Annotated in this window: 22 protein-coding genes and 1 other RNA gene; 19 read left to right on the top strand and 4 right to left on the bottom strand. The window is 70.1% G+C overall.

The window, feature by feature from the left end:
• Together PG878_RS17415 and PG878_RS17410 are read right to left on the bottom strand one after the other, a co-directional pair.
• Nucleotides 1–369, bottom strand: a complete 369-nt coding sequence (locus tag PG878_RS17415; RefSeq protein WP_209032380.1) for a YraN family protein — start codon at nt 367–369, stop codon at nt 1–3.
• The gene (locus PG878_RS17410) at nt 359–2,083 is read right to left on the bottom strand and encodes a penicillin-binding protein activator (RefSeq protein ID WP_209032379.1); all 1,725 of its coding nucleotides are present in this window, start codon (nt 2,081–2,083) and stop codon (nt 359–361) included. The genes PG878_RS17415 and PG878_RS17410 overlap by 11 nt, the downstream gene beginning before the upstream one ends.
• A gap of 80 nt (nt 2,084–2,163) precedes the next feature.
• Here PG878_RS17410 and rsmI point away from each other — a divergent pair, with 80 nt between their 5' ends.
• A complete protein-coding gene (gene rsmI / locus PG878_RS17405; protein ID WP_209032378.1) occupies nt 2,164–2,988 on the top strand; it encodes a 16S rRNA (cytidine(1402)-2'-O)-methyltransferase in 825 nt (274 codons plus the stop codon).
• An 85-nt stretch (nt 2,989–3,073) separates the two neighbouring features.
• An RNA gene (rnpB, locus tag PG878_RS17400) (RNase P RNA component class A) lies at nt 3,074–3,439 on the top strand.
• Between the two features lie 232 nt (nt 3,440–3,671).
• Here rnpB and PG878_RS17395 read toward each other — a convergent pair.
• Nucleotides 3,672–4,454 carry an NRDE family protein gene (locus PG878_RS17395; RefSeq protein WP_209032377.1) on the bottom strand — a complete coding sequence of 261 codons (783 nt, stop codon included), beginning with the start codon at nt 4,452–4,454 and terminating at the stop codon, nt 3,672–3,674.
• A 371-nt stretch (nt 4,455–4,825) separates the two neighbouring features.
• Between PG878_RS17395 and PG878_RS17390 the strand changes: the two genes are divergently transcribed.
• The 15 genes from PG878_RS17390 to lpxC all read left to right on the top strand — a co-directional run bounded on the left by PG878_RS17390 (nt 4,826) and on the right by lpxC (nt 22,277).
• A complete protein-coding gene (locus PG878_RS17390) occupies nt 4,826–5,227 on the top strand; it encodes a division/cell wall cluster transcriptional repressor MraZ (RefSeq protein WP_010344444.1) in 402 nt (133 codons plus the stop codon).
• Between the two features lie 14 nt (nt 5,228–5,241).
• A complete protein-coding gene (gene rsmH, locus PG878_RS17385; protein WP_209032485.1) occupies nt 5,242–6,291 on the top strand; it encodes a 16S rRNA (cytosine(1402)-N(4))-methyltransferase RsmH in 1,050 nt (349 codons plus the stop codon).
• Nucleotides 6,288–6,551, top strand: a complete 264-nt coding sequence (gene ftsL, locus PG878_RS17380; protein ID WP_009576670.1) for a cell division protein FtsL — start codon at nt 6,288–6,290, stop codon at nt 6,549–6,551. Before rsmH ends, ftsL begins: the two co-directional genes overlap by 4 nt.
• On the top strand, nt 6,548–8,413 hold the full coding sequence (locus PG878_RS17375) for a peptidoglycan D,D-transpeptidase FtsI family protein (RefSeq protein ID WP_209032376.1): 1,866 nt from the start codon (nt 6,548–6,550) through the stop codon (nt 8,411–8,413). Before ftsL ends, PG878_RS17375 begins: the two co-directional genes overlap by 4 nt.
• Before the next feature lie 8 nt (nt 8,414–8,421).
• The gene (locus PG878_RS17370; RefSeq protein ID WP_244672736.1) at nt 8,422–9,894 is read left to right on the top strand and encodes a UDP-N-acetylmuramoyl-L-alanyl-D-glutamate--2,6-diaminopimelate ligase; all 1,473 of its coding nucleotides are present in this window, start codon (nt 8,422–8,424) and stop codon (nt 9,892–9,894) included.
• The gene (locus PG878_RS17365) at nt 9,891–11,384 is read left to right on the top strand and encodes a UDP-N-acetylmuramoyl-tripeptide--D-alanyl-D-alanine ligase (protein WP_209032374.1); all 1,494 of its coding nucleotides are present in this window, start codon (nt 9,891–9,893) and stop codon (nt 11,382–11,384) included. The genes PG878_RS17370 and PG878_RS17365 overlap by 4 nt, the downstream gene beginning before the upstream one ends.
• On the top strand, nt 11,374–12,459 hold the full coding sequence (gene mraY / locus PG878_RS17360) for a phospho-N-acetylmuramoyl-pentapeptide-transferase (protein ID WP_010344435.1): 1,086 nt from the start codon (nt 11,374–11,376) through the stop codon (nt 12,457–12,459). Before PG878_RS17365 ends, mraY begins: the two co-directional genes overlap by 11 nt.
• On the top strand, nt 12,459–13,778 hold the full coding sequence (ftsW, locus tag PG878_RS17355) for a putative lipid II flippase FtsW (protein WP_209032373.1): 1,320 nt from the start codon (nt 12,459–12,461) through the stop codon (nt 13,776–13,778). Before mraY ends, ftsW begins: the two co-directional genes overlap by 1 nt.
• On the top strand, nt 13,775–15,013 hold the full coding sequence (gene murG / locus PG878_RS17350) for an undecaprenyldiphospho-muramoylpentapeptide beta-N-acetylglucosaminyltransferase (RefSeq protein WP_209032372.1): 1,239 nt from the start codon (nt 13,775–13,777) through the stop codon (nt 15,011–15,013). The genes ftsW and murG overlap by 4 nt, the downstream gene beginning before the upstream one ends.
• Nucleotides 15,010–16,446: a UDP-N-acetylmuramate--L-alanine ligase gene (murC, locus tag PG878_RS17345; protein ID WP_010340124.1), complete on the top strand. Its 1,437-nt coding sequence runs from the start codon at nt 15,010–15,012 to the stop codon at nt 16,444–16,446. Before murG ends, murC begins: the two co-directional genes overlap by 4 nt.
• Entirely contained in the window at nt 16,443–17,384 is a 942-nt protein-coding gene (locus tag PG878_RS17340) for a D-alanine--D-alanine ligase (RefSeq protein ID WP_209032371.1), read from the top strand. The genes murC and PG878_RS17340 overlap by 4 nt, the downstream gene beginning before the upstream one ends.
• A 127-nt stretch (nt 17,385–17,511) precedes the next feature.
• Nucleotides 17,512–18,366 carry a cell division protein FtsQ/DivIB gene (locus PG878_RS17335; protein WP_209032370.1) on the top strand — a complete coding sequence of 285 codons (855 nt, stop codon included), beginning with the start codon at nt 17,512–17,514 and terminating at the stop codon, nt 18,364–18,366.
• Complete coding sequence (gene ftsA / locus PG878_RS17330) at nt 18,363–19,598, top strand: cell division protein FtsA (RefSeq protein ID WP_010340121.1); 1,236 nt, start codon at nt 18,363–18,365, stop codon at nt 19,596–19,598. The genes PG878_RS17335 and ftsA overlap by 4 nt, the downstream gene beginning before the upstream one ends.
• A gap of 285 nt (nt 19,599–19,883) precedes the next feature.
• The gene (gene ftsZ, locus PG878_RS17325) at nt 19,884–21,110 is read left to right on the top strand and encodes a cell division protein FtsZ (protein ID WP_017909650.1); all 1,227 of its coding nucleotides are present in this window, start codon (nt 19,884–19,886) and stop codon (nt 21,108–21,110) included.
• 252 nt (nt 21,111–21,362) lie between these two features.
• A complete protein-coding gene (gene lpxC, locus PG878_RS17320; protein WP_209032369.1) occupies nt 21,363–22,277 on the top strand; it encodes a UDP-3-O-acyl-N-acetylglucosamine deacetylase in 915 nt (304 codons plus the stop codon).
• Between the two features lie 145 nt (nt 22,278–22,422).
• Here lpxC and PG878_RS17315 read toward each other — a convergent pair whose 3' ends face one another.
• On the bottom strand, nt 22,423–22,899 hold the full coding sequence (locus tag PG878_RS17315) for a DciA family protein (protein ID WP_010340118.1): 477 nt from the start codon (nt 22,897–22,899) through the stop codon (nt 22,423–22,425).
• A gap of 10 nt (nt 22,900–22,909) precedes the next feature.
• Between PG878_RS17315 and PG878_RS17310 the strand changes: the two genes are divergently transcribed.
• Both PG878_RS17310 and secA read left to right on the top strand, forming a co-directional pair.
• Complete coding sequence (locus PG878_RS17310; protein WP_209032368.1) at nt 22,910–23,857, top strand: M23 family metallopeptidase; 948 nt, start codon at nt 22,910–22,912, stop codon at nt 23,855–23,857.
• Nucleotides 23,858–24,020: 163 nt separating this feature from the next.
• Nucleotides 24,021–26,762: a preprotein translocase subunit SecA gene (gene secA / locus PG878_RS17305; RefSeq protein WP_209032367.1), complete on the top strand. Its 2,742-nt coding sequence runs from the start codon at nt 24,021–24,023 to the stop codon at nt 26,760–26,762.
• The last annotated feature ends 2 nt before the right edge of the window (nt 26,763–26,764 follow it).

Genomic DNA, 26,764 nt, shown 5'->3' with positions numbered 1-26,764 from the left:
TCAGCAATCCTCGGCGCGGAACGCATCGCGCAGCCAGGTCAGCCGCGGCGGATCGCCGTCGGCCTCGACCACGTCGAAGCGGCACGGCCAGTTGGCGTACTGCGGATGCGCGGCCAGGAACAATTGCGCCGCCAGCAGCAGGCGGCGGCGCTTGCGCAGATCGACCGAGGCCGCGCCGCCACCGAACGCGGTGCGGCGCCGGTAGCGCACTTCGACGAACACCAGGCTCTGCGCCTGCTGCATCACCAGGTCCAGCTCGCCGCCGCGGAAGGCGACGTTGGCGGCGATCAGGCGCAGGCCGGCGCGCTCCAGTTCGGCGCGCGCCGCCGCTTCCACCGCGTTGCCGCGTCGGCGCCGCTCAGTTTCCATCGGGCAGCGGGGTCGGACGCCCGCCGCTGAAGGTGGACCAGGCCGGGGTGCGCACGATGTTGCCGAAGCCGTCCAGGTGCAGCACGCCGGTGGCGCCGCGCAGGCCGCTGTCCTTGGCGGTCGCCAGCTTTTCCAGGTACGCGGTGATCTGCCAGGCGTCGTAGCCGAACGCGAACAGGCGCCCAGCCGGGCCGCGTGCGGTCGGCAGCATGTCGGCCACGCTGGTCGCCGCCGGCAGGCCGCCGACGCCGCGCACGTTCCACAGCTCGCTCGGGTAGACGATGCCGTCCAGCACCAGGTCGTCCTCGGGCTTGCCGGTGCCCAGCACCAGTTGCGAGGTCGCCACCCGGGTCTTGCCGGCGAAGCCGGCCAGCGCCAGTTGTGGCGCCAGCGCGCGGGCGGTGTTGCCCTTGACCGCCAGCAGCACCGAGTCGGCGGCGCCGGCGTTGCGCAGTTGCGCGCCGATATCGCCGGGCGTCTCGGCCACGCTGATGCTGCCGGCGACCTTGCCGCCGCGCTCGCTGAAGCGGTCGCGGAACGCGGCCACCGCACGGCGGCCGGTGTCGTCGTTGCTGCCGATCACCAGGGTGTTGCCGCGCTCGTGCGCCAGCAGGTATTCGGCGGCGGCGATGCCGTCGTCTTCCGGCGCCAGCGAGAAGCCGGCGCTGCCGCCCGGCGGGGCGTGGGTGCCGCGGTTCAGCGCCAGCACCGGCACCGGCAGCGCGTCGCGCCCGAACAGCGCGGTGACCTCGTCGCGGCCGAGCGGGCCGACCACGAAATCGGCGCCGCCGTCGACCGCCTTCTGGTAGGCGGCCAGCGCCCCGGCCGGGGTGCCGGTGGTGTCGATGAAGTCGATCGCAGGACGCCGCCGGGTCTCGCCGTAGTAGCCGGCGAGCAGGCCGTCGCGCACCGGTGCGGCCGCGGTGGCCAGGCTGCCGCTCAGCGGCAGCAGCACCGCCAGCTTGGCCGGCGGGCGGTAGCCGTCGCGTTCGGCCGGCGGCCGCTTGCTGGTGTCGAAGCCCCACTGCTCGCCGCGGTCGAACGGACGCGGCAGCGCCAGGCCGCGGCTCAGCAGGGCGCGGCCGACGAAGTTGTACAGCGGGTCGCCGGCCGGCAGCGCGGCGGCGCGCGCCTGCAGGGTGGCGTCGTTGAGCGCGGCCAGCTGGCGCACGATGGCGCGCTGGTTGTCGCTGCGCGCCTGGCCGCTGAGGCCGTTGTCGGCGCGGGCGCGCTCGTCCAGCGCCGCGGTGGCGTCGCCGGTGCCTTCCAGGGCCTGTGCGCGGGCCAGGTGCCAGCGCGCACGCAGGTTCTGCGGCACGTCCCGCGGATCGCTGCCCAGCGCCTGCAGCGCCTTGGCCGGCTGACGGTCGGCCAGGGCCAGCTCGGCCTCGACCAGCGCCACCCGCACCTTGCTCAGCCCCGGCAACTGCCGCGGCTGCACCTGCGCCAGCAGGCTGCGCGCACGCGCGGCGTCGCCGGCTTCGTACCAGGCGAAGGCGGCGTCGCCGAGCAACTGGTTGCGGGCGCTGCCGGTGGCGCCGGCGGCCTGCGCCTCGAGCTGCTGCGCCGCGTCCCGCGGCTTGCCCTGGTCCAGCAGCGCCAGCGCCGCCGACTGGGCCGGCGAGGCGCTCGGCGTCACGCTGGTGGTGGCGCAGCCGGCGACGAGCAGCGCCAGCAGCGACAGGGCGGAAATCCTTGCGAATCGCTTGTTCATTTCTGGTCCATTCGGCTGGGCACGCCGGGCGCGCCGGGGAAAACCGCTACGATTCTACCCTTGACCATGGAAAGCCGTAGATGAGCGCCCAGCCCGGAACCCTGCATGTCGTCGCCACGCCGATCGGCAACCTCGCCGACCTGACGCCGCGCGCCCAGGAGACGCTGCGCTCGGTGGCGGCGATCTGCGCCGAGGACACTCGCCGCAGCGGCCAGCTGCTGGCCCACTTCGGCATCGAGCGGCCGCTGCTGGCGCTGCACGAACACAACGAGGAGGCACTGTCGCAGCGCATCGTCGCGCGCCTGCTGGAGGGCCAGTCGCTGGCCCTGGTCAGCGACGCCGGCACCCCGCTGGTCAGCGACCCCGGCTACCGCCTGGTGCGCGCGGCGCGCGCGGCCGGGGTGCGGGTCAGCCCGGTGCCCGGCGCCTGCGCGGCGATCGCCGCGCTCAGCGTGGCCGGCCTGCCCAGCGACCGCTTCGCCTTCGAGGGCTTCCTGCCGGCCAAGGCCTCGGCGCGCCGCGAGCGCCTGGTGCGGCTGGCCGGCGAGCCGCGCACCCTGGTGTTCTACGAAGCCTCGCACCGCATCGCCGAGTCCCTGGCCGACTGCCGCGCCGCCTTCGGCGACGCCCGCCCGGCAGTGATGGCGCGCGAGCTGACCAAGCTGTTCGAGACCGTGCTCGACGGCACCCTGGCCGACCTGCACGCCCGGGTCGAGGCCGACGACAACCAGCGCAAGGGCGAGTTCGTGCTGATGGTGCAGGGCGCCGGCGACGACGCCGACGCGCAGCTGGCCGAAGGCCGCCGCGTCTATGCCAAGCTCAGCGAACACCTGCCGCCGTCCACCGCCGCCAAGCTGGCCGCCGAACTGACCGGTGCGTCGCGCAAGGCGTTGTACGGCGGTTGATGCAGTGCGTTTGTTTTCCGGCTTCACCGGGCGTTTGCGCGCAACTGGGAATTTATTCCTACAGGCATGCGACAATGCGCACGGCGGAGTCGGCCAGACAGTCGCGTCATCCCTCGCATTTCGGTGCGGCGGGATGCCGAGGAAAGTCCGGGCTCCATAGGGCAAGGTGCCAGGTAACGCCTGGGCGGCGCGAGCCGACGGACTAGTGCAACAGAAAGATACCGCCTACGTCTGCGCAAGCAGGCCGGTAAGGGTGAAATGGTGCGGTAAGAGCGCACCGCGAGTCCGGTAACGGACCGGCACGGCAAACCCCACCTGGAGCAAGACCAAATAGGGACCTCATGGCGCGGCCCGCGTCGGGTCCGGGTAGGTTGCTCGAGCGTACCGGTGACGGTGCGCCTAGAAGAATGACTGTCCACGACAGAACCCGGCTTATCGGCCGGCTCCGCCACTTTCGTCTTGCTGCGCACGCTCGGCGCGTGCTGGCTTGCCTCGAGCGCATGGCAGGCGCTGACCACGGCGGCGCGATGGAGCCTGGCTTATCGCCGATGCCGATTCTGTTCCCTTCGCCGCCGTTGCTGCCCCATTGTGGGAGGGACTTCAGTCCCGACTGCACGCACCCGACGTGCCAGCACACGTTCGCCACGCCGTCGTCGCTGGCGGGCGATGGCTGAGCACAGGCGTCACTGCCTCCCGGTATCCGCTAGATCCCGGTTCTCCAGCCGCGTCTCCCCCAGAAACACCCCGTCCGGGCCGAACCGGCGCTCGTGGATCCAGCCGTGGCCGGCGGCGTCCACCGCGACGAGGGTGCTGGCGCGGGTGCCGTACTCGCGGCCGCGGATGAAGGCTGGCGACAGCCGCCGTTCCAGGTCCGGGCCGACCCCGGTGTCGGGCAGGTCGGCCGGGTCGGCCAGGGTTTCGTCGGCCAGTGCCCGCCACAGCGGCGCCAGGTCGTCGTCGCCGGCCGCGATCCAGGCGGTCACGGCCGTGCGCAGGCGCAGGGTCTTGGGCCAGGGCGCGTCCAGCGCGCCGTTGGACATGCCGTGCACGCCCGGTTCCAGGGCGCTGCGGCCGGGCGGGTGGTTGCCCACGTAGGCGGCGCCGGCCGCATCGGCCAGCAGCAGGTTGAACGGCGGGTAGGCGTCGGCGCGCGCCGCCAGCGCGTCGGCGAACGCGGCGGCCGGCTGTGCGCCAGTCAGGTAGTCGGCGATCAGGGCCCCGCGCGAGGCGCCGGACATCGACGCCAGCGGGTCGCGCACGTTGGTGACCACGGCGCAGCGGCCGGCGTCGTCCAGCCCCACCCAGGTGCCGCCGGAGCGCAGGTCGCGCCCGGCCAGCAGGCGCTGCGCCGGGGCCGGCCAGCGCTGCAGCGGCGCGGTCGGGCGGGCGTGGAACTCGTCGCGGTTGCCGACCAGCAGCAAGCGCCATCGCGGGTGCGCAGCGTGCGCGAGAACGACCAGACACATGCCCGGCAGTGTGCGCGCTTGCGCAACGCGAGGCGAGCCCAGGCGCCATGTCGATGGTCGGTGACGATCGCCTTAACGCCCTCTACACAGGCCTGAATTTCCGTTCAATCTCAAAATTTGAGACGAAACAGTAACTTGTGGATAAGCCTTGAACAAGTCTCTAAAGATCGTTGCAAACCATTGATCCCGCTAGCGATTTACCGCTCGCAAAGTTGTTGACAACCCGTTGCGCGCTGCTAAGGTGGGCACTTGAGGGGAAACCGGGTTTTTTGTGGTTTTTCGTGGTTCAATGACCGCCCAGGCGGATTCGGAAAGGTGCAGGCGTCGTGTTTCAGGGCGAGACCGCAATCACTGTGGACGACAAGGGGCGTATGGCGGTTCCCACCGCGTACCGCGACCTCGTCGCGCGCGTGAGCGGCAATCGGCTGGTGCTGACCTACAACCCGTTCGAGGCCGGCTGCCTGTGGCTGTATGCGGAGAAGGAGTGGGAGCGGGTCCGTGACGACGTCATGGCCAAGCCCAACACCCAGCGCGTGGTGCGGGTCCTGCAGCAGAAGCTGGTGGGTTCGTCGGCTGCGCTGGAGCTGGACGCCAACGCCCGCATCACCATTCCGCCGAGCCATCGCGCTGCGGTGGGCATTGAAAAGCGCGCCGTGCTGTTGGGCATGGGCGACAAGTTCGAACTGTGGAGCGAGCAGGCTCATCGCGCACTGATCCAGCAGACGTTGTCTGACGAGGATCTGGGCGATGGATTGCTCGATCTGAAGTTGTGAGTCGGGGTGTCCGGATGCGCGGACAGGCGCAGGCCGGTCACCTCCCGGTGTCGCAACCATCGGCGGCGCATGTGCCGGTGTTGTTCGCGCAGGTCCTGGACGGGCTGCAGGTGATCGAAAACGGAATCTATCTGGATGGCACGTTCGGGCGTGGCGGACACGCGCGCGGGGTGCTGCACAAACTCGGCCCGGGAGGCCGGCTGCTGGTGATGGACAAGGACCCCGAGGCGATCGCCGAAGCCGAACATGCGTTCGGCGCCGACGCGCGCGTGTCCATCTATCGCGGCAGCTTCGCCGAGCTGGGCCAGTGGGACGCCGCCGTCGCCCTGGACGGGGTGCTGTTCGACCTGGGCGTGTCCTCGCCGCAGCTGGACGTGGCCGAACGCGGCTTCTCCTTCGGCAAGGACGGTCCGCTGGACATGCGCATGGATCCGGAGGCCGGCGAGAGCGCGGCGCAGTGGCTGGCGCGCGCCGACGAGCGCGAGATCGCCGACGTGCTGTGGACCTACGGCGAAGAGCGGCAGAGCCGGCGCATCGCCCGCGCCATCGTCGCCCGCCGCGAGAAGCAGCCGCTGACCCGCACCGCCGAGCTGGCCGAACTGATCGCTAGCGTGATGCCGCGCGGCGACAGCAAGACCCACCCGGCCACCCGCAGCTTCCAGGCGATCCGCATCCACATCAATCGCGAACTGGCCGATCTGGAGACCGGCCTGGACGCGGCGCTGGCCCGGCTCAAGCCCGGCGGCCGCCTGGCGGTGATCAGCTTCCACTCGCTGGAAGACCGCATCGTCAAGCAGTTCATGCAGCGCCATGCCAAGGCCCCGCCGAGCAATCGCCGCCTGCCGGAGGCCACCACCTTCGTCCCGACCCTGCGCCTGCACGGCGGCGCGATCAAGGCCGACGCCGACGAACTGGCGGTGAACCCGCGCGCGCGCAGCGCGGTGCTGCGGGTGGCGGAGAAGCTGGGAGTGGGGATTGGGGATTCGGGATTCGAGAAGAGCGCCCGCCGCATCCCCAATCCCGAATCCCCAATCCCGGCGTCTCCGCACGGAGATGCCCAATGAGCCGGCTGCTGCTGATCGTCCTGCTCGCCTGCACCATCGCCTCGGCGATCGGGGTGGTGTACATGCGCCATCGCCATCGCCAGTTGTTCGTGGAGCTGTCGCGGCTGGAGCACAACCGCGACGAGCTGAACATCGAGTTCGGCCGGCTGCAGCTGGAGCAGGCGACCTGGGCCGAGAGCAATCGCGTCGACCAGGTCGCGCGCGAGCGGCTGGGGATGAAGTTCCCCGAGACCGGTGACATCGTGGTGGTGCGCCCGTGAGCAAGAGCGGCCGCAACCGCACCCGCAGCAACTTCAACCTGCGCGGCCGCCTGGTGCTGGTCGGCGCGGCGCTGGGCCTGTGCTCGGTGACCCTGATCGGCCGCGCGGCCTACGTGCAGCTGATCAACAGCGATTTCTACCAGCGCCAGGGCGAGGCGCGCTATCTGCGCGAACTGCCGATCGCTACCTCGCGCGGCATGATCACCGACCGCAACGGCGAGCCGCTGGCGGTGTCCACGCCGGTGGAGTCGATCTGGGTCAACCCGCAGGAACTGCTGCGCAACCCGGACCGCATCCCGCAGCTGGCGCAGGCGCTGGAGCTGCCGGTCGACGAACTCACCGCCAAGCTGTCGCAGAAGGCGGACAAGGAGTTCATGTACCTCAAGCGCCGGATCAATCCGGACAAGGCGCATGCGGTGGTCGCGCTGGGCATCCCCGGCGTGTTCTCGCAGCGCGAATTCCGTCGCTTCTACCCGCAGGGCGAAGCGATGGCGCACGTGCTGGGCTTCACCAACATCGACGACCGCGGCCAGGAAGGGCTGGAGCTGGCGTTCGATGCATGGTTGCGCGGCAAGCCGGGCGCCAAGCGGGTGATCCGCGACCGCAAGGGCGCGATCGTCGAGAGCATCGACCTGGTCAAGCCGGCGCAGCCGGGCAAGGACCTGACCCTGAGCATCGACCGCCGCATCCAGTTCCTGGCCTACAAGGAACTGCGCAACGCGCTGGTGGAGAACAAGGCCGCCGGCGGCTCGATCGTGATCATGGACGTGGCCACCGGCGAGATCCTGGCCATGGTCAACCTGCCGACCTACAACCCCAATGCGGTCAACGGGGTCAATCCGGACGTGCGCCGCAACCGCGCGGTCACCGACCTGGTCGAGCCGGGCTCGACGATGAAGCCGCTGACCATCTCCACCGCGCTCAAGGCCGGGGTGGTGACCAAGGACACGCTGATCGACACCAACCCCGGCTACATGTCCGTGGGCCGCTTCACCATCAAGGACGTGCCGCGCAACAACGGCGTGCTGACCGTGACCGGGGTGATCACCCGCAGCTCCAACATCGGCGCGGCCAAGATCGCGGCCAAGCTGCCGGACCAGACCTTCTACGATCAGGTCCACAGCTACGGCTACGGCAGCTCCCCGCACAGCGGCTTCCCCGGCGAATCCGCCGGTGTGTTCCCGTCGCCGGCGCGCTGGAGCGGTTCGTCCAAGACCACCATGTCCTACGGCTACGGCCTGTCGGTGACGCCGCTGCAGATCGCCCGCGCCTACTGCGCGCTGGGCAACGGTGGGCGCCTGGTCACCCCGACCTTCGTCAAGGGCCAGCACGAGGACAGCAAGCAGGTGCTGGACCCGGCGATCGCCAAGGAAGTGGTGGCGATGATGGAGACCGTGGTCACCCAGGGCGGCGCCAAGGGCGCGGCGATCCTGGGCTACCACGTCGCCGGCAAGACCGGCACCGCGCGCAAGGCCGGCCCCGGCGGCTACGAGCGCGGCCACTACAACGCGCTGTTCGCGGGCCTGGTGCCGGCGAGCAACCCGCGCTTCGCCACGGTCATCGTCATCAACGACCCGCAAGGCGCCAAGTACTACGGCGGCCTGGTCTCGGCGCCGGTGTTCCACAACGTGATGGAAGGCGCGCTGCGCTTGATGGACGTGCCGCCGGACGACATCCAGTCGTGGCTGGCCGCGCAGGCCGCCGGCAAGAGCGGCCACGCGCCGCCGCCGGCGCCGGTGGAGCCGGATCCGGCCACCGTGCCCGACGCCGCCGCCGAGGTCGATGCCGCGCTGCCCAGCGCGCGCGCCGTGGCGCCGCCGCCGGCCGCATTGCCGGCGCCGCTGCAGGAGACCCGCCAGTGACCCGCGCGATGTCGCTGTCGCAACTGCTGCCGGGTGTGGCGCTGGCGCACGACGTGCAGGTGTCCGGGCTGGTCATGGACAGCCGTGCGGTGCGCCCGGGCGATGCCTTCGTGGCGATCGCCGGGTTCGGCGCGCACGGCCTGGGCTTCGTCGAGCAGGCGCGCGCCAACGGCGCCGTCGCGGTGCTGTACGAACCGCCGGCCCCGGCCGAGCTGCCGGCGCCGGCCGACGCGATCGCGGTGCCGGGCCTGCGCGCGCGCATGGGCGCGATGGCCGACCAGTTCCATGGCCATCCCTCGCAGACCATGACCATGGTCGGGGTCACCGGTACCAACGGCAAGACCTCCACCGTGCAACTGCTGGCACAGGCCTGGCACCTGCTGGGCACGCGCAGCGGCAGCGTTGGCACGCTCGGCGCCGGCCTGTACGGGCAGGTGCAGCCGACCGGCTTCACCACGCCGCTGGTGCTGCCGCTGCACGCGCTGCTGGCGCAGCTGCGCGACGCCGGCGCGCAGGCGGTGGCGATGGAAGTCAGTTCGCACGCGCTCGACCAGGGCCGCGTGGATGCGGTGCATTTCGACGTGGCGGTGTTCACCAATCTCACCCGCGACCATCTCGACTACCACGGCGACATGGCCAGTTACGGCGCGGCCAAGGCGCGCCTGTTCGCCACACCGGGCTTGAAGTCGGCGGTGGTCAACCTGGACGATGCGTTCGGCCGCGAGCTGCTGGGCACGCTGGATCCGGCGCTGCGCCGCATCGCGGTCAGCTCGCGCGGCCAGGACGGCGCCGAGGTGCGCGCCGAGGCGCTGCGCCTGGACGCGCGCGGTATCGGCTTCACCCTGGCGATCGGCGAGGAGCGGCATCCGCTGCAGTCGCCGTTGCTGGGCCGTTTCAACGTCGACAACCTGCTGGCCGTGGCTGGTGCGCTGCACGCGCTGGACATGGCGCCGGTGCGCATCGCCGCCACCCTGGCGCAGCTGCAGCCGATCCGCGGGCGCATGAACCGGCTTGGCGGCGATGGCGCGCAGCCGCTGGTGGTGGTCGACTACGCACACACCCCCGACGCGCTGGAGCAGGCGCTGCAGAGCCTGCGCGCGCACGCGCAAGGCCGCATCACCTGCGTGTTCGGCTGCGGCGGCGAGCGCGACACCGGCAAGCGCCCGCAGATGGCAGCGATCGCGCAGCGCCTGGCCGAGCGCGTGGTGGTCACCGACGACAACCCGCGTGGCGAGGACGGCGACCGCATCGTCGCCGACATCCTGGCCGGCTTCGACGGCATGCAGGCGGTGCAGGTGCAGCGCGACCGCGCCCAGGCCATCGCCATGGCGGTCGCCGACGCCGGCGCCGAGGACATTGTGCTGATTGCCGGCAAGGGCCACGAGCCCTATCAGGAGATCGCCGGCGTGCGTCACCCGTTCGACGACACCGAGGTCGCCGCGCAGGCCCTGCGTGCGCATGCGGCGGAGGCGGCCCGATGAAGCGCCTGCCGTTGTCGATGATCGCGCACTGGGCCGGCGCCGAGCTGCACGGCGACGACGTGGCGATCGACGCGATCAGCCACGACACCCGCAGCCTGGCCGCCGGCAGCCTGTACGTGGCGCTGCGCGGCGAGCGCTTCGACGGCCACGCCTTCGTCGCCGACGCCGCTGCGCGCGGCGCCAGCGCCTTGCTGGTGGAGCGCGTGCAGCCGCAGATCGAACTGCCGCAGGTCGTCGTCGCCGACACCCAACTGGCGCTGGCGCGCATCGCCGCCGGCATGCAGCGCGGCCGCGCCACCCGCGTGGCCGCGATCACCGGCAGCAACGGCAAGACCAGCGTCAAGGCGCTGCTGCTGGCGATCCTGCAGCATGCCTGCCGCATCGACGGCGGCAGCGTCTATGCCAATCCCGGCAACCGCAACAACGAGATCGGCCTCCCGCTGGCGGTGATCGAGGCGCCCGACGACGCCGACTACGCAATCTACGAGATGGGCGCCGGCAAGCCGGGCGACATCGCCTATCTCACCGACATCGCGCCGCCGCAGGTGTCGCTGGTCAACAACATCGCCGCCGCGCACCTGGAACGCCTGGGCAGCCTGCTCGGCGTGGCGCAGACCAAGGGCGCGATCTACACCGCGCTTCCGGCCGACGGCACCGCGGTGATCAATGCCGACGACGCCTTCGGCCTTTGGTTCGAGCAGCGCCTGGCGACCGGCGAGGCGCGGCCGCAGGTATTGCGCTTCGGCCTGCAGCCGGGCGCCGAGGTCGGTGCCGCGCAGGTGCGCATGGCCGCCGACCGCACCCAGTTCGTGCTGACCACCCCGCGCGGCGACGTCGAGGCGACGCTGCCGCTGCCGGGCCGGCACAACCTGCTCAACGCCCTTGCCGCCGCCGCGCTGGCGCTGGGGCTGGGCGTGGCGCCGGCGCGCATCGCCGCCGGTCTGGCGCAGGTGCAGCCGGTCCCCGGACGGCAGATCACCCACACGCTGCCCGACGGCGCGGTGCTGATCGACGACAGCTACAACGCCAACCCCGGCTCGCTGGCCGCGGCGATCGATGCGCTGGCCGCGGCCGGCGGCGAGCGCTGGCTGGTGCTCGGCGACATGCGCGAACTCGGCGCCGACGCCGCAGCCCTGCACGCCAGCGGCGGGCGCCGCGCGCGCGACGCCGGGCTGACCCGGCTGTACGCGCTCGGCCCGCTCAGCGCCCACGCCGCGCAGGCCTTCGGCGAGAACGGCCGGGTGTTCGACAGCCATGCGGCGCTGATCGAGGCGCTGCAGCGCGATCTGGCGGCCGTGGCCGCGACGCGGAACACGCAGAATCAAGAGCAGGAATCGAAGCAGATGCATGAGAACACCGGCGCGCCGTCCGTTGGCGCGCTCCAGCCGGCCCCGGCCACGCTCCTTGTCAAGGGCTCGCGCGGCAGCGCCATGGACGCCGTGGTGCGCGCGCTGCTGCACCAGGCACAGGAGGCGCCGCATGCTGCTTGAACTCGCCCGCTGGCTGCAGCAGCTCGAAAGCATGTTCGGGCTGTTCGGCTATCTGACCTTCCGCGGCATCCTCGCGGCGCTGACCTCGCTGTTCCTGTCGCTGTGGCTGGGCCCGGCGGTGATCCGCAAGCTGGCGCAGTTCAAGGGCGGCCAGCCGATCCGCCAGGACGGCCCGCAGACCCACTTCTCCAAGGCCGGCACCCCGACCATGGGCGGCTCGCTGATCCTGCTCACCGTGCTGCTGTCGGTGCTGTTGTGGGGCGATCTGCGCAACCGCTACGTGTGGCTGGTGCTGGCGGTGATGCTGGCGTTCGGCGTGATCGGCTGGTACGACGACTGGATCAAGATCGTGCGCCGCGACCCGAACGGGCTGAAGTCGCGCTGGAAGTACCTGCTGCAGTCGATCTTCGGCCTGGCCGCGGGCCTGTTCCTGTACTACACCGCCGACGTGCCGGCGGCGATCACCTTCTACATCCCGATGTTCAAGTCGATCGCGCTGCCGCTGGCCGGGATCAGCTTCGTGGCCATCGCCTACTTCTGGATCGTCGGCTTCTCCAACGCGGTCAACCTGACCGACGGCCTGGACGGCCTGGCGATCATGCCGACCGTGCTGGTGGCCTGCGCGCTGGGCGTGTTCGCCTATGCCTCGGGCAACGCGGTGTTCTCCGCCTACCTGAAGATCCCCACGATTCCCGGCGCCGGCGAGCTGATCATCATCTGCGCCGCGATCGCCGGCGCGGGCCTGGGCTTTCTGTGGTTCAACACCTACCCGGCGATGGTGTTCATGGGCGACATCGGCGCGCTGGCGCTGGGCGCGGTGCTGGGCACCATCGCGGTGATCGTGCGCCAGGAACTGGTGCTGGTGATCATGGGCGGCGTGTTCGTCATCGAGACCCTGTCGGTGATGATCCAGGTCGCCTCGTTCAAGCTCACCGGCAAGCGCGTGTTCCGCATGGCGCCGATCCACCACCACTTCGAGCTGAAGGGTTGGCCGGAGCCGCGGGTGATCGTGCGCTTCTGGATCATTTCGGTGGTGCTGGTGCTGGTCGGCCTGGCCACGTTGAAGGTGCGCTGATGAACGACGCTGCCCGCCAAGCGACCCGCCTGGAGGCCATCGGTGGCCGCTACGACCCGTGGCTGCTCGGCGCCGCGGTGGCGCTGGCGTCGCTGGGCGTGGTGATGGTCGGCTCCAGCTCGATCGAGCTGACCACCAGCCCGTTCTACTACCTGAGCCGCCACCTGCTGTTCCTGGCCGGCGGCATCGGCCTGGCGTTCTGGGCGATGCGCACCGAGCTGAAGAACATCGAGCAGTACAACCAGTTGCTGCTGCTGGCCTGCTTCGGCCTGCTGCTGGTGGTGTTCGTGCCCGGCCTGGGCAGCACGGTCAACGGCGCGCGGCGCTGGATCAACCTGGGCATCTCGCGCTTCCAGACCGTGGAAGCGGTGAAGGTGCTGTACATCGTGTGGCTGTCCAGCTACCTGGTGCGCTTCCGCGACGAGGTCAACGCGACCTGGCCGGCGATGCTCAAGCCGCTGGGCGTGGCGGTGGCGCTGGTCGGCCTGCTGCTGCTGCAGCCGGACTTCGGTTCCTCCACGCTGCTGCTGGCGATCACCGCCGGCATGCTGGTGCTGGGCGGGGTGAACCTGCCGCGCATGTCGATGCCGATCGTGATCGGCCTGCCGGTGTTCGCCTTCATCGCGATCCTCGAGCCGTACCGCCTGCGCCGCATCACCTCGTTCCTGGATCCGTGGGCCGATCAGCTCGGCTCCGGTTACCAGCTGTCCAACGCGCTGATGGCGGTGGGCCGCGGCGAACTGTTCGGGGTCGGCCTGGGCGGCTCGGTGCAGAAGCTCAATTACCTGCCGGAAGCGCATACCGACTTCATCTTCTCGGTCATCGCCGAGGAGCTGGGCTTCGTCGGCGTGTGTCTGATCATCTCGCTGTACGCGCTGCTGGTCGGCCGCGCGTTCTGGCTGGGCATGCGCTGCGTGGAGATGAAGCGCCACTTCTCCGGCTACATCGCCTTCGGCATCGGCCTGTGGATCAGTCTGCAAAGCTTCGTCTCGGTCGGCGTGAACCTGGGCATCCTGCCGACCAAGGGCCTGACCCTGCCGCTGATCTCCGCCGGCGGTTCCAGTGTGCTGATGACTTGCGTGGCGATGGGCCTGCTGCTGCGCGTGTCCTACGAACTCAACCGCGCCGAGCGCCAGGTGGCGCTGGTGCGCAGCGACGCGGCGATGCCGGTCAAGCAGACCGTGGACAACGCCGAGGACCTGCACGCCGCGCGCGAGGCCAGCGCCAGCGCGGTCGCCGCGGCGATCCAGGGCGCCCCGGGGCGCGGCACCAGCCGCATGCAGCCGCGGGTCGAACCCACCTTCGGGAGGCTGGGATGAGCACGGTGCAGGGCACGCGTCCGGTGATGATCCTCGCCGGCGGCACCGGCGGACACATCTTCCCCGCGCTGGCCGTGGCCAAGGTGCTGCGCGCGCGCGGCGTGCCGGTGGTCTGGCTGGGCGCGGCCGGGCGCATGGAAACCCGGCTGGTGCCCGAGCACGGCATCGAGCTGGACACGATCGAGATCGGCGGGCTGCGCGGCAAGGGCGCGCTGGCCCTGTTCGGTGCACCGGTGCGGGTGATGCGCGCCGTGCGCGCCGCCGGCTTCGTGCTGCGCCGGCGGGCGCCGCGTGCGGTGATCAGCTTCGGCGGCTTCGCGGCCGGCCCAGGCGGTCTGGCCGCGCGCCTGCTCAAGCTGCCGCTGCTGGTGCACGAACAGAACCGCGCGCCGGGCCTGACCAACAAGGTGCTGGCGCGGGTCGCGCGGCGCGTGCTGACCGGCTTCCCCGGCAGCTTCGCCACGCGCGAGGAAGCGGTGGGCAACCCGGTGCGCGCCGAGATCGCCGCGCTGGCGCCGCCGGCGCAACGCCTGGCCGCGCGCCACGGCGCGCCGCGGCTGCTGGTGCTGGGCGGCAGCCAGGGCGCGCGCGTGCTCAACCAGGCGCTGCCGCAGGCGCTGGCCGCGCTCGGCATGGCCGTCGAGGTGCGCCACCAGTGCGGCGAAGCGCTGCGCGAGGAAGCCCAGCGTGCCTATGCCGATGCCGGCGTCGCCGCCAGCGTCGAAGCCTTCATCGGCGACATGGCCGCTGCCTACGCCTGGGCCGACCTGGTGGTGTGCCGCGCCGGCGCCTCGACCCTGGCCGAACTGTGCGCGGTCGGCATCGGCAGCGTGCTGGTGCCGTTCGCCGCCGCCGTCGACGACCACCAGACCCGCAACGCCGAATACCTGGTCGAACGCGGCGCCGCCGTGCTGCTCAAGCAGGACGACGCCCTGGCAGGCCACCTGCAGCGTGTGCTGCGCGACCTGCTGGCACAGCCCGCACAGCGCCTGACCATGGCCGAGGCCGCGCGCCAGCTGGCCAAGCCGGATGCGGCCGAGCGGATTGCGGACATCGTGCTCGAAGAAGCCGGGAGTCGGGATTCGGGATTGGGGATTGGCAAGAAGCAGGAGCACAAGCAGGACACCATGCAGACACCCGTACAACGTGCAGCGCTGCGGCAACCGGCCGCCAGCGACACGAATCCCCAATCCCGAATCCCCAATCCCGGCACCTCCACCGGAGGTGCCCTGTGATCCGCCGCCTCCACGACACCGGCGATCTGGTCCGCGCGTTCCCGCGCGTGCACTTCGTCGGCATCGGCGGTACCGGCATGAGCGGTATCGCCGAGGTCATGTTGACCCTGGGCTATGAGGTGTCCGGCTCGGACAACGCCGACAACGCGGCCACCCGGCGCCTGGTCAAGCTCGGTGCGCGGGTGATGCGCGGGCACTCGGCGGCCAACGTGCTCGGCACCGACTGCGTGGTGGTGTCCAGCGCGATCCGCGAGGACAACCCGGAGCTGATGGAGGCGCGCAGCCAGCGCATTCCGATCATGCCGCGCGCGGCGATGCTGGCCGAACTGATGCGCTTCCGCCGCGGCATCGCGGTGGCCGGCACCCACGGCAAGACCACCACCACCAGCCTGGCCGCGGCGGTGCTCAGCGAAGGCGGGCTGGACCCGACCTTCGTGATCGGCGGCCAGCTGCTCGCCGCCGGCGCCAACGCCAAGCTCGGCGGCGGCCAGTGGCTGGTGGCCGAGGCCGACGAGAGCGACGGCAGCTTCCTGCGCCTGAACCCGCTGATCTCGGTCATCACCAACATCGACGCCGATCACCTGGAGAACTACGGCAACGACTTCGCCCGCGTCCAGGCCGCGTTCGCCGAGTTCCTGCAGCGCCTGCCGTTTTACGGCCTGGCGGTGCTGTGCATCGACGATCCGGAAGTGGCCGCGCTGGCGGCGAAGACCCCGCGCCATGTGATGAGCTACGGCCTCAGCGAGAACGCCGACGTGCGCGCCGAGGACGTGGTCCAGGACGGTCCGCGCATGCGCTTCACCCTGCGTCTGCCGGAAGGCAGCAGCATCCCGGTGACCCTGGCGCTGCCGGGCCGGCACAACGTGCTCAACGCGCTCGCCGCCGCCGCCATCGGCTGGCAGCTCGGCGTGGCCCCGGAAGCGATCGCCAGCGCGCTGCAGAGCTTCGCCGGCATCGGCCGCCGCTTCAACGACCTGGGCGAAGTGACCACCGCCGGCGGCGCGCGCGTGCGCGTGGTCGACGACTACGGCCACCATCCGCGCGAGCTGGCCGCGGTGTTCGCCGCCGCCCGCGGCGGCTGGCCGGACAAGCGCCTGGTGGTCGCGTTCCAGCCGCATCGCTACAGCCGCACCCGCGACCAGTTCGACGCCTTCGCCGCGGTGCTGTCGGAAGTGGACGCGCTGGTGCTCAGCGAGGTCTACCCGGCCGGCGAGGCGCCGATCCCGGGCGCAGACGCGCGCTCGCTGGCGCGCGCGATCCGCGCGCGCGGCCGCAGCGAGCCGGTGGTGGTCGGCCAGGTCGGCGAACTCGACAGCGTGCTGCCCGACGTGCTGCAGGACGGCGACCTGTTGCTGATGATGGGTGCGGGCGACATCGGCTACGTCGCCCAGCACATCGCCCAGCACGGCTTCGCCGGCGGAGCGGACGCATGAGCGCGCAGACCCTGCCGCCGCCGCGCGTCACCGACCCGGCCGCGTTCGGCCGCGTCGCCGTGCTGCTCGGCGGCACGTCCAGCGAACGCGAGGTGTCGCTGAACTCCGGCGCCAACGTGCTGGAGGCGCTGCGCAGCCGCGGCGTCGACGCGCAGCCGGTGGACGGCATTCCTGCTTTGCTCGAGCGCATCCGCGCCGGCGCGGTCGATCGCGTGTTCAACATCCTGCACGGCGGCGACGGCGAGAACGGCGTGCTGCAGGGCCTGCTGCGCGCGCTGCAGGTGCCGTTCACCGGCCCCGACGTGCTCGGCAGCGCGCTGACCCTGGACAAGATCCGCACCAAGCAGGTGTGGATCGCCGCGGGCTTGCCGACGCCCGGCTTCGCCCGCATCGACGCTCAGGCCGACCTGGCGGCGGCCGCCGCCGCGCTGGGCTACCCGCTGTTCGTCAAGCCGGCCTGCGAAGGCTCCAGCGTCGGCGTGTTCCGCGTGCTGGCCGAGGCCGACCTGGCGCCGGTGCGCGCCTTCGCCGCCGACTACCGCGGCGAACTGCTGATGGAGCAGATGGTGCAGGGCGAGGAATACACGGTCGGCATCCTCGGCGACGTCGCCCTGCCGTCGATCCGCATCGTCCCCGCCGGCGACTGGTACGACTACCACGCTAAGTACATCGCCGAGGACACCCAGTACCTGTGCCCGGGCATGGACGGCGAGGACGAGACCGAGATCCGCCAGCTCGCGCTGCAGGCCTTCGCCGCGGCCGGCTGCAGCGGCTGGGGCCGCGTGGACGTGATGCGCGACCGCGTGCGCGGCCTGCAACTGATCGAGGTCAACACCGCCCCGGGCATGACCAGCCACTCGCTGGTGCCCAAGGCCGCCGCGCAACTGGGCGTGGACTTCGCCGGCCTGTGCTGGCGCATCCTGGAGCAGACGCTGTGAAGCGGGGATTGGGGATTCGGGATTGGGGATTCGCAGGAGCGGCGCTGCGCGCTGCTGGCGCGGTCTGCTGCGCGCATTGCGCCAATCCCGAATGCCCAATCCCCAATCCCGCGCGCGGAGCGCGCCCATGAACGCCTCCCTGCGCATCCTCGCCTGGCTGCTGGCGCTGGCCCTGGTCGCGCTGCCGATCGTGGCCGTGCTCAACGGCTGGGTCGGGGCCGAGCGCTGGCCGCTGAGCCGGCTGCAGGTGAGCGGCGATTTCAAGCGGGTGTCCGCCGAGCAGTTGCGCCAGGTGGTGCTGCCGTACGCGCGGCGTGGCTTCTTCGCGGTGCGCCTGCAGGATGCGCAGGACGCCATCGAGCGCCTGCCGTGGGTCGAGAGCGCGCGCGTGCGCAAGCGTTGGCCGGACGTGCTGGAAGTGCGCGTCGTCGAGCACCGCCCGTTCGCGCGCTGGGGCGAAGACCGCATGCTGTCCGAGCAGGGCCGCATCTTCGCCCTGCCCAACGAACTGCGCGACGTGGCGCTGCCGCATCTGGCCGGCCCGGACGCCAAGGCCGCCGATGTGGTCGCGCTGTACAACGCCTCGCGCGCGCTGTTCGCGCCGGTCGGCCTGCCGGTGCAGGGCGTGGCCCTGGACGCGCGCGGCAGCTGGTCGCTGGCGCTGGGCAACGGCGTGCAGGTGGTGGTCGGCCGCGACGACGCGCGCGCCCGCCTGGAGCGTTTCGCCCGGGTGCTGCCGCAACTGCTGCAGCCGGGCCAGCCGCCGCTGGCCCGCGCCGATCTTCGCTACACCAACGGATTCACCGTGGCATGGGTACCCGAGAGCAAAGAGCCGAGTAAGGAGCCGGGCAAGGAGAAGAAGCCTGCGGCGCCGGCCCAGCCCGTGCGGCACGCGGCACTGGCCGACCCTCCATCGCATCGCGAGAGCCCGCTCTTCTCCATTCCCCATTCCCGATTCTCTATTCCCGGCTCCAAGACATGAACCGCAAAGGCGACAAATCCCTCATCGTTGGACTGGACATCGGCACCTCCAAGGTCGTCGCGCTGGTCGGCGAATACTCGCCCGGCAATCCGATCGAGGTGATCGGCATCGGTTCGCACGAATCGCGCGGCCTCAAGCGCGGTGTGGTGGTGGACATCGAATCCACTGTGCAGTCGATCCAGCGCGCGATCGAGGAAGCCGAGCTGATGGCCGGATGCGAGATCCGCTCGGTGTACGCGTCGATCTCTGGCAACCACGTGCAGTGCAAGAACTCGCCGGGCATCGTGCCGATCCGCGACGGCGAGGTGACCTGGAACGACCTGGACCGCGTGCTGGAAGCGGCCAAGGCGGTGGCGATCCCGGCCGACCAGCGCATCCTCCACGCGATCCCGCGCGAGTACGTGCTGGACGATTCGCAGGAAGGCATCCGCAACCCGGTCGGCATGACCGGCGTGCGCCTGGAGGTGCACGCGCACCTGGTGGTGTGCGCGCAGTCGGCCGCGGCCAACATCAGCAAGTGCGTGCAGCGCTGCGGCCTGCAGGTGGACGACCTGATCCTGTCCTCGCTGGCGTCCTCGGTGGCGGTGCTGACCGCCGACGAGCGCGAGTTGGGCGTGGTGCTGGTGGACATGGGCGCCGGCACCACCGACCTGGCGGTGTTCGTGCAGGGCGCGATCTGCCACACCGCCTCGCTGCCGATCGCCGGCGACCACGTCACCAACGACATCGCGCACATGCTGCGCACGCCGACCCCGGAAGCCGAGCAGATCAAGGTGCGCTACGCCTGCGCCCTGGCGCAGCTAGCCACCGCCGAGGAAAGCATCCAGGTGCCCAGCGTCGGCGACCGTCCGCCGCGGCGCATGCCGCGCCATTCGCTGGCGCAGGCGGTGCAGGGCCGCTACGAGGAGATCTTCGAGATGGTGCAGGCGGAACTGCGCCGCTCCGGCTTCGAGGAACTGGTGCGCGCCGGCATGGTGCTGACCGGTGGCGCCTCGAAGATGGAAGGCGTGGTCGAACTGGCCGAGGAAATGGTGCAGATGCCGGTGCGCGTGGGCATTCCCCAGCACGTCACCGGCCTGGGCGAAGTCGTCGGCAACCCGGTGCACGCCACCGGCGTGGGCCTGCTGCTGATGGGCAGCCAGATCGAACACCCGCGCCGCCCGTCGCTGCCGACCGGCCGCGCCGGCAGCTTGTTCAAGAAATTGAAGAACTGGTATCGCGGCGAGTTTTGATGGAGCCGGGATTCGGGATTCGAAATTCGGGATTGGTGGGAGCAACAGCGGTAGGTAGAGAGAGTGGAGAGCGGTAGGTAGGCAGGCGATAGGTTTTTTTGCAGTGATTCCGCCGCGGAGCAGGGCACGGGACTAGAGAGTCGCTTTTGCGAATCCCCAATCCCCAATCCCCAATCTCGGCACCCAAACAACAACACTCGCCGGACGGAGAGGCAGGAACAAGGATCGGAACATTCCGAATCCCCAATCCCCAATCCCGAATCCCGGCTCAAAGAGGAAACGGACATGGCGCATTTCGAACTGATTGAAAAGATGGCACCCAATGCAGTGATCAAGGTCGTTGGCGTGGGCGGCGGCGGCGGCAACGCGGTCGCGCACATGGTCAGCAGCAGCGTGGACGGCGTGGAGTTCATCACCGCCAACACCGACTCGCAGGCGATCAAGAACTGCGGTGCCAAGCTGCAGCTGCAGCTCGGCACCAACGTCACCAAGGGCCTGGGCGCGGGCGCGAATCCGGAAGTCGGCCGCCAGGCCGCGCTGGAAGACCGCGAGCGCATCATGGACGCGCTGCAGGGCGCGGACATGGTGTTCATCACCGCCGGCATGGGCGGCGGCACCGGCACCGGCGCCGCGCCGGTGGTGGCGCAACTGGCCAAGGAAATGGGCATCCTGACCGTGGCCGTGGTCACCAAGCCGTTCCCGTTCGAAGGCCGCCGCCGCATGCAGGTGGCGCTGAAGGGCATCGAGGAACTGAGCCAGCACTGCGACTCGCTGATCACCATTCCGAATGAAAAGCTGATCACCGTGCTCGGCCGCAACGCCACCATGATCCAGGCGTTCCGCGCCGCCAACGACGTGCTGCAGGGCGCGGTGCAGGGCATCGCCGACCTGATCGTGCGTCCGGGCCTGATCAACGTCGACTTCGCCGACGTGCGCACCGTGATGTCGGAAATGGGCCTGGCGATGATGGGCACCGGCTCGGCCCGCGGCGATGACCGTGCGCAGGCCGCCGCCGAAGCGGCGATCCAGAACCCGCTGCTGGACGACGTCAACCTCGCCGGCGCCAACGGCATCCTGGTCAACATCACCGCCGGCCCGGATTTCACCATGGCCGAGTTCGACGAGATCGGCCGCACCATCGAGGGCTTCTCCTCCGAGGACGCCACCGTGGTGGTCGGCACCGTGCTGGATCCGGACATGCAGGACGAAGTGCGCGTGACCGTGGTCGCCACCGGCCTGAACCGTGCGGTGTCGCGCCAGTCGCAGCGTCCGGAGCAGCGTGCGCCGATCAAGCTGGTGCGCAACGCCACCACCGGCCAGCCGGAGTTCGGCGACTTCGAGCACGGCGGCGATGCCGTGTCCAAGGCAGTCGGCGGTGCGATGGGCCTGGGCCTGCGCCGTCCCAGCGGCGACGGCATGGGCGCGGCGCCGTCCGCACCGGCGCCGGCCGCGGCCGACCTGCCGAGCGACTACCTGGACATCCCGGCGTTCCTGCGCCGCCAGGCCGACTGAGGTCTGCGTCATCGGCCGGCGTACGCGCCGGCCCGCAACACCGCCGTCCAGGAGCGCCTCCCTGGCCGGCGCGCCGTGTCCCTTGCTGCCGGGTCCCTGTGACCCGGCAGGTTTTTGCGACCGCGACGCCGGCACGGGCCAGTGTTGCAGGCATGGGATGCTGTGACCGCTTTGTTAAAATTTAGCTAAACGCGTGATATTCTCGTTGTCTGTTCAGTTCCCGTGCGAACAGACGTTCCCAGACTGTCTGCCATGACCCAGCAACGCACCCTCAAGAACACGATCCGCGCCACCGGCGTGGGCCTGCACAGCGGCGACAAGGTCTACATGACCCTGCGCCCCGCACCGGCCGACCACGGCATCGTGTTCCGACGCGTGGACCTGGACCCGGCGGTGGACGTGCCTGCCGATGCCGAGCTGGTCACCGAGACCACGCTGTGCACCGGCCTGAGCCGCGGCCAGGCCAAGATCCAGACGGTGGAGCACCTGATGTCGGCGATGGCCGGCCTCGGCGTGGACAACGCCATCGTCGAACTGTCCTCGGCCGAACTGCCGATCATGGACGGCTCGGCCGGTCCGTTCGTGTTCCTGCTGCAGTCGGCGGGCATCGTCGAGCAGAACAAGGCCAAGCGCTTCATCCGCATCAAGCGCGAGGTCGAAGTGCGCGACGGCGACAAGATCGCCCGTTTCGTGCCCTACGACGGCGGCTACAAGCTCGGTTTCACCATCGAGTTCGACCACCCGATGATCCCGGCCAAGCAGTCGCGCCAGGAGATCGAGTTCTCGACGATGGCCTACATCAAGGAAATCTCCCGCGCGCGCACCTTCGGCTTCATGCGCGACCTGGAGTACATGCGCGAGCGCAATCTCGGCCTGGGCGGTTCGATGGACAACGCCATCGTGCTCGACGAGTTCCGCGTGCTCAACGACGACGGCCTGCGCTACGCCGACGAGTTCGTGCGCCACAAGATCCTCGATGCGATCGGCGACCTGTACCTGGCCGGCGGTGCCATCCTCGGCGCCTACGAGGGCTACAAGTCCGGTCACGCGCTGAACAACAAGCTGGTCCGCGCCCTGCTCGCCGAGCAGGCGGCGTGGGAATGGGTCAGCTTCGAATCCGCCGCGCAGCAGGCGCCGGTGGCCTACGGGGCGGCGGCTTACGCCTGAACCTGTTCAACCCGGTGACGGCCGGGTGGAGATCACGGAATCGGCAATCGGCCGTGCCTTCTTCTCCCCTTAACGCCGATTTAACGAATCGGTAACGACCTGACGCCCGACGCCCGCTAGGATGCGTCGGTCGCGGCGTGCGTGTCTACGTACGTCGACGGCCACGGTCGGAGCCCGTGGTCGCATCAGGCGTCGCGGAGACGACGTCCTGCAGGGAAGCCAGGGCCTCGCGCAACCCCTTGTGCGTGGCCGCAGAAACCGGAGCTGGCGTGCTTCTTGCCTGCTGCATTGGGGAATGCGCGGGTGCAGTCGCAGTCTTGACGGTCACTTTGGTGGCTTTCAGCCCGAGGGATCGGGCCGCAGCAAGGATGTCGGCCTCGGCCAGCCTGACCCGGGCGTGCCAGACCGGAGACTCAACGAGAAAAACGAGCTGTTCGCCGTTCACATTGGCCAACCGGCAGCGGGAGGCCAGGTTCGGCGGCAGATGGGGGCGTAACTGCCGGTCCAGCGCGTCGAGCCACAGGGCGCGGCGCAACGGGTCGCCCGCCTTGTCCGCCAGTGCGGCGTCCAGTGCCGGCTGCGGCGTGGCGGTATGGCCTTCGCCGGACTTTCGCTTAGACATGAAAACTCATATGACGTTCAAGAAGATCGTAATCCGTTCCAGTGAAAAGGGGGTCAAGACGTTGCCGTGGCGATTGCGCGATTTCGCCGATCGCCGCCCCCTCGCCGCGCTCGGTTCCGTGCTCGGCCTCGGCATGGTACTCGGCATCGGCGTCAGCGCTGCAGCCGGATGGGGTGGTTCGGCGCAACTGCGCGCCAAGCTCGAGCGGCAGGACCAGGAACTGGCGCAGGTGCGCCGCGACGCGCAGACCCAGGTCAACGCCCTGGCGGCGCGGCTGGGCGAGCTGCAGGCGCAGGCGACCCGGCTCAACGCGCTCGGCGATCGCCTGACCCGCATGGGCAAGCTGCAGGACGGCGAGTTCGACTTCGACCAGCCGGTCGGCGTCGGTGGCGGCGACGACGAACCCAGCCACGACATGCCCGCGCAGCAGCTCGGCAAGGAACTGGACGGGCTGCAGCAGCAGTTCGCCACCTCCGGCCAGCAGCTGTCGGTGCTCGAATCGCTGCTGTTCGATCACCAGCTGGACCAGAACGCGGTGCCCTCGCGGATGCCGATCCGCAACAGCTACATCACCTCGGCCTTCGGCGGCCGCGCCGATCCGTTCGGCCGCGGCACCGGCAACCACAAGGGCATCGACTTCCACGCCAATGTCGGCGATCCGGTGCTGGCGGTGGCCGACGGCGTGGTCAGCTACTCCGGCGTGCGTGGCGGCTACGGCAACGTGGTCGAGGTCGACCACGGCAATGGCTATGTCACCCGCTATGCGCACAATTCGCGGCTGTCGGTGAAGGTCGGCGACCTGGTGCGGGTCGGCCAGGAAGTGGCCAAGGCCGGCTCCACCGGCCGTTCCACCGGCGCGCACGTGCACTTCGAGGTGTGGAAGGACGGGGTGGTGGTGAACCCGGCCAAGTTCCTCGGCGATGGCGCCATTCCGGTGGGCCGCCGCGGCCGCGGCTGAGCGGCGCGGGGGCTGGCGTGCCGGCGCTTGAATCGCCGGGCGCCGCCCCAAGCTACAATGTGCTTTGCCATCGACAGGGCGCCTCGCGCCCTGTTTCGTTTGCGGCCCGTCGATTCCCTGGGGATCGGGCCGCGCGGGCGTTCCTTTCCAACCGGTTCCTTCAATGATCAACAGTCTGCTTACTCGCGTTTTCGGTAGCCGCAACGAGCGCCAACTGCGCCAGCTCCACCGTATCGTCGCCAAGATCAATGCGCTGGAGCCGGAGATGGAGCAGCTCTCCGACGAGCAGCTGCAGGCCAAGACCCCGGAACTGCGCGGGCGCATCGCCGGCGGCGAGACCCTGGACAAGGTGCTGCCGGAAGCGTTCGCGGTGTGCCGCGAGGCCAGCCGTCGCGTGCTGGGCATGCGCCACTACGACGTGCAGTTGATCGGCGGCATGGTGCTGCACCTGGGCAAGATCGCGGAAATGCGCACCGGCGAGGGCAAGACCTTGGTCGCGACGCTGCCGGTGTACCTCAACGCGCTGGAAGACAAGGGCGTGCACGTGGTCACCGTCAACGACTACCTGGCGCGCCGCGACGCCGCGCAGATGGGCAAGCTGTACAACTGGCTGGGCCTGAACGTGGGCGTGGTGTACCCGGGCATGCCGCACAGCGACAAGCACGCCGCCTACGCCGCCGACATCACCTATGGCACCAACAACGAATTCGGCTTCGACTACCTGCGCGACAACATGGCGCTGTCCAAGGCCGACCGTTTCCAGCGCGGGCTCAACTACGCCATCGTCGACGAGGTCGACTCGATCCTGATCGACGAAGCGCGCACCCCGCTGATCATTTCCGGCCCGGCCGACGAGTCGCCGGAGCTGTACATCCGCGTCAACCGCATCGTGCCGCAGCTGATCAAGCAGGAGTCGGAAGAGGGCGAGGGCGACTTCTGGGTCGACGAGAAGGGCAAGCAGGTGCACCTGTCCGAGGCGGGCATGGAGCATGCCGAAGAACTGCTGCGCGCCGCCGGCATCCTCACCGACGAGGAAGACCGCCTGTACGGCGCGCAGAACCTGAGCGTGGTCCACCACCTCAACGCGGCGCTGCGTGCGCACGCGATCTACCAGCGCGACGTGGACTACATCGTGCGCGACGGCGAGGTGGTGATCGTCGACGAATTCACCGGCCGCACCCTGCCGGGCCGCCGCTGGTCCGACGGCCTGCACCAGGCGGTGGAAGCGAAGGAAGGCGTGCCGGTGCAGCGCGAGAACCAGACGCTGGCCAGCATCACCTTCCAGAACCTGTTCCGCATGTACAAGAAGCTGTCCGGCATGACCGGTACGGCCGATACCGAAGCCTACGAATTCCAGAGCATCTACGGCCTGGAAGTGGTGGTGATCCCGACCAACCGCCCGACCATCCGCAAGGACTGGCCGGACCAGGTGTTCCTCAACCGCCAGGGCAAGTTCAACGCGGTGCTGGCCGACATCGAGGACTGCGCCAAGCGCGGCCAGCCGGTGCTGGTCGGCACGACCTCGATCGAAACCTCGGAGATGCTGTCCGAGCACCTGCGCAAGGCCGGCGTGAAGCACGAGGTGCTCAACGCCAAGCAGCACGAGCGCGAAGCGCAGATCGTCGCCAACGCCGGCCAGCCGGGCGCGGTGACCATCGCCACCAACATGGCCGGCCGCGGTACCGACATCGTGCTGGGCGGCTCGCTGGAAGCCGAATTGCATGCGCTGGGCGAGGAGCCGGACGAGGCCACGCGCGCGCGCCTGAAGGCGGCCTGGCAGGAGCGCCACGATGCGGTCAAGGCCGCCGGCGGCCTGCACATCATCGGCACCGAGCGCCACGAATCGCGGCGTATCGACAACCAGCTGCGCGGCCGCTCCGGCCGCCAGGGCGACCCGGGTTCCTCGCGGTTCTACCTGTCGCTGGAAGACAACCTGATGCGCATCTTCGCCTCGGACTGGGTGCAGAAGGCGATGCGCATGATGGGCATGAAGGAAGACGACGTCATCGAGGACAAGCTGGTCAGCCGGCAGATCGAGAAGGCGCAGCGCAAGGTCGAGGCGCACAACTTCGACATCCGCAAGAACCTGCTCGACTTCGACGACGTCAACAACGACCAGCGCAAGGTGATCTACGCCCAGCGCGACGAACTGCTGGACGCCGAGTCGGTGAAGGAGAACGTCGACGGCATCCGCGACGACGTGATCTACGACATCGTCTCCCGCTTCGTGCCGCCGAACTCGGTGGACGACCAGTGGGACCTGCCGGGCCTGGAAGCCACGCTGGCCAGCGAGCTGGGCCTGTCGTTGTCGATCGGCGACCTGGTCAAGCAGCAGGAGGAACTGGACGCGGACGGCATCGTCGAGAAGGTGCGCGCGGAAGTGGACCGCCATTTCCGCGAGAAGGAATCGGCGATCGGCAGCGAGACCATGCGCGCGCTGGAGAAGCACGTGATGCTGACCGTGCTCGACCAGAGCTGGAAGGAGCACCTGGCGCGCATGGACTACCTGCGCCAGGGCATCCACCTGCGCGGCTACGCGCAGAAGCAGCCCAAGCAGGAATACAAGAAGGAAGCCTTCGAGCTGTTCTCGGAGATGCTGGAGCACGCCAAGCGGGAAGTGGTGACCCTGCTGGCGCGGGTGCGCATCCGCAGCGAGGAGGAGGTGGCGGCGCTGGAGGCGCAGGAGCGCCAGCAGATGGAGGCGCAACTGCGCCAGGCGCAGTTCCAGCACCAGGATGCCGGCGGCTACGGCGCCGACGAGGAAGCCGAGCAGGTGCAGCGTGGCGAAGCGGGAGCGCCGACCGTGGCGCAGGTGACCCGCGAGGCGCCGAAGGTCGGCCGCAACGATCCGTGCCCCTGCGGCAGCGGCAAGAAGTACAAGCACTGCCACGGCCAGCTGAGCTGATC

It is taken from the genome of Xanthomonas hawaiiensis, assembly GCF_031834635.1.
Lineage (GTDB): Bacteria > Pseudomonadota > Gammaproteobacteria > Xanthomonadales > Xanthomonadaceae > Xanthomonas_A > Xanthomonas_A sacchari.
The sequence above is the reverse complement of the archived record's forward strand: the minus strand, read 5'-3'. Positions and strand labels throughout refer to the sequence as shown.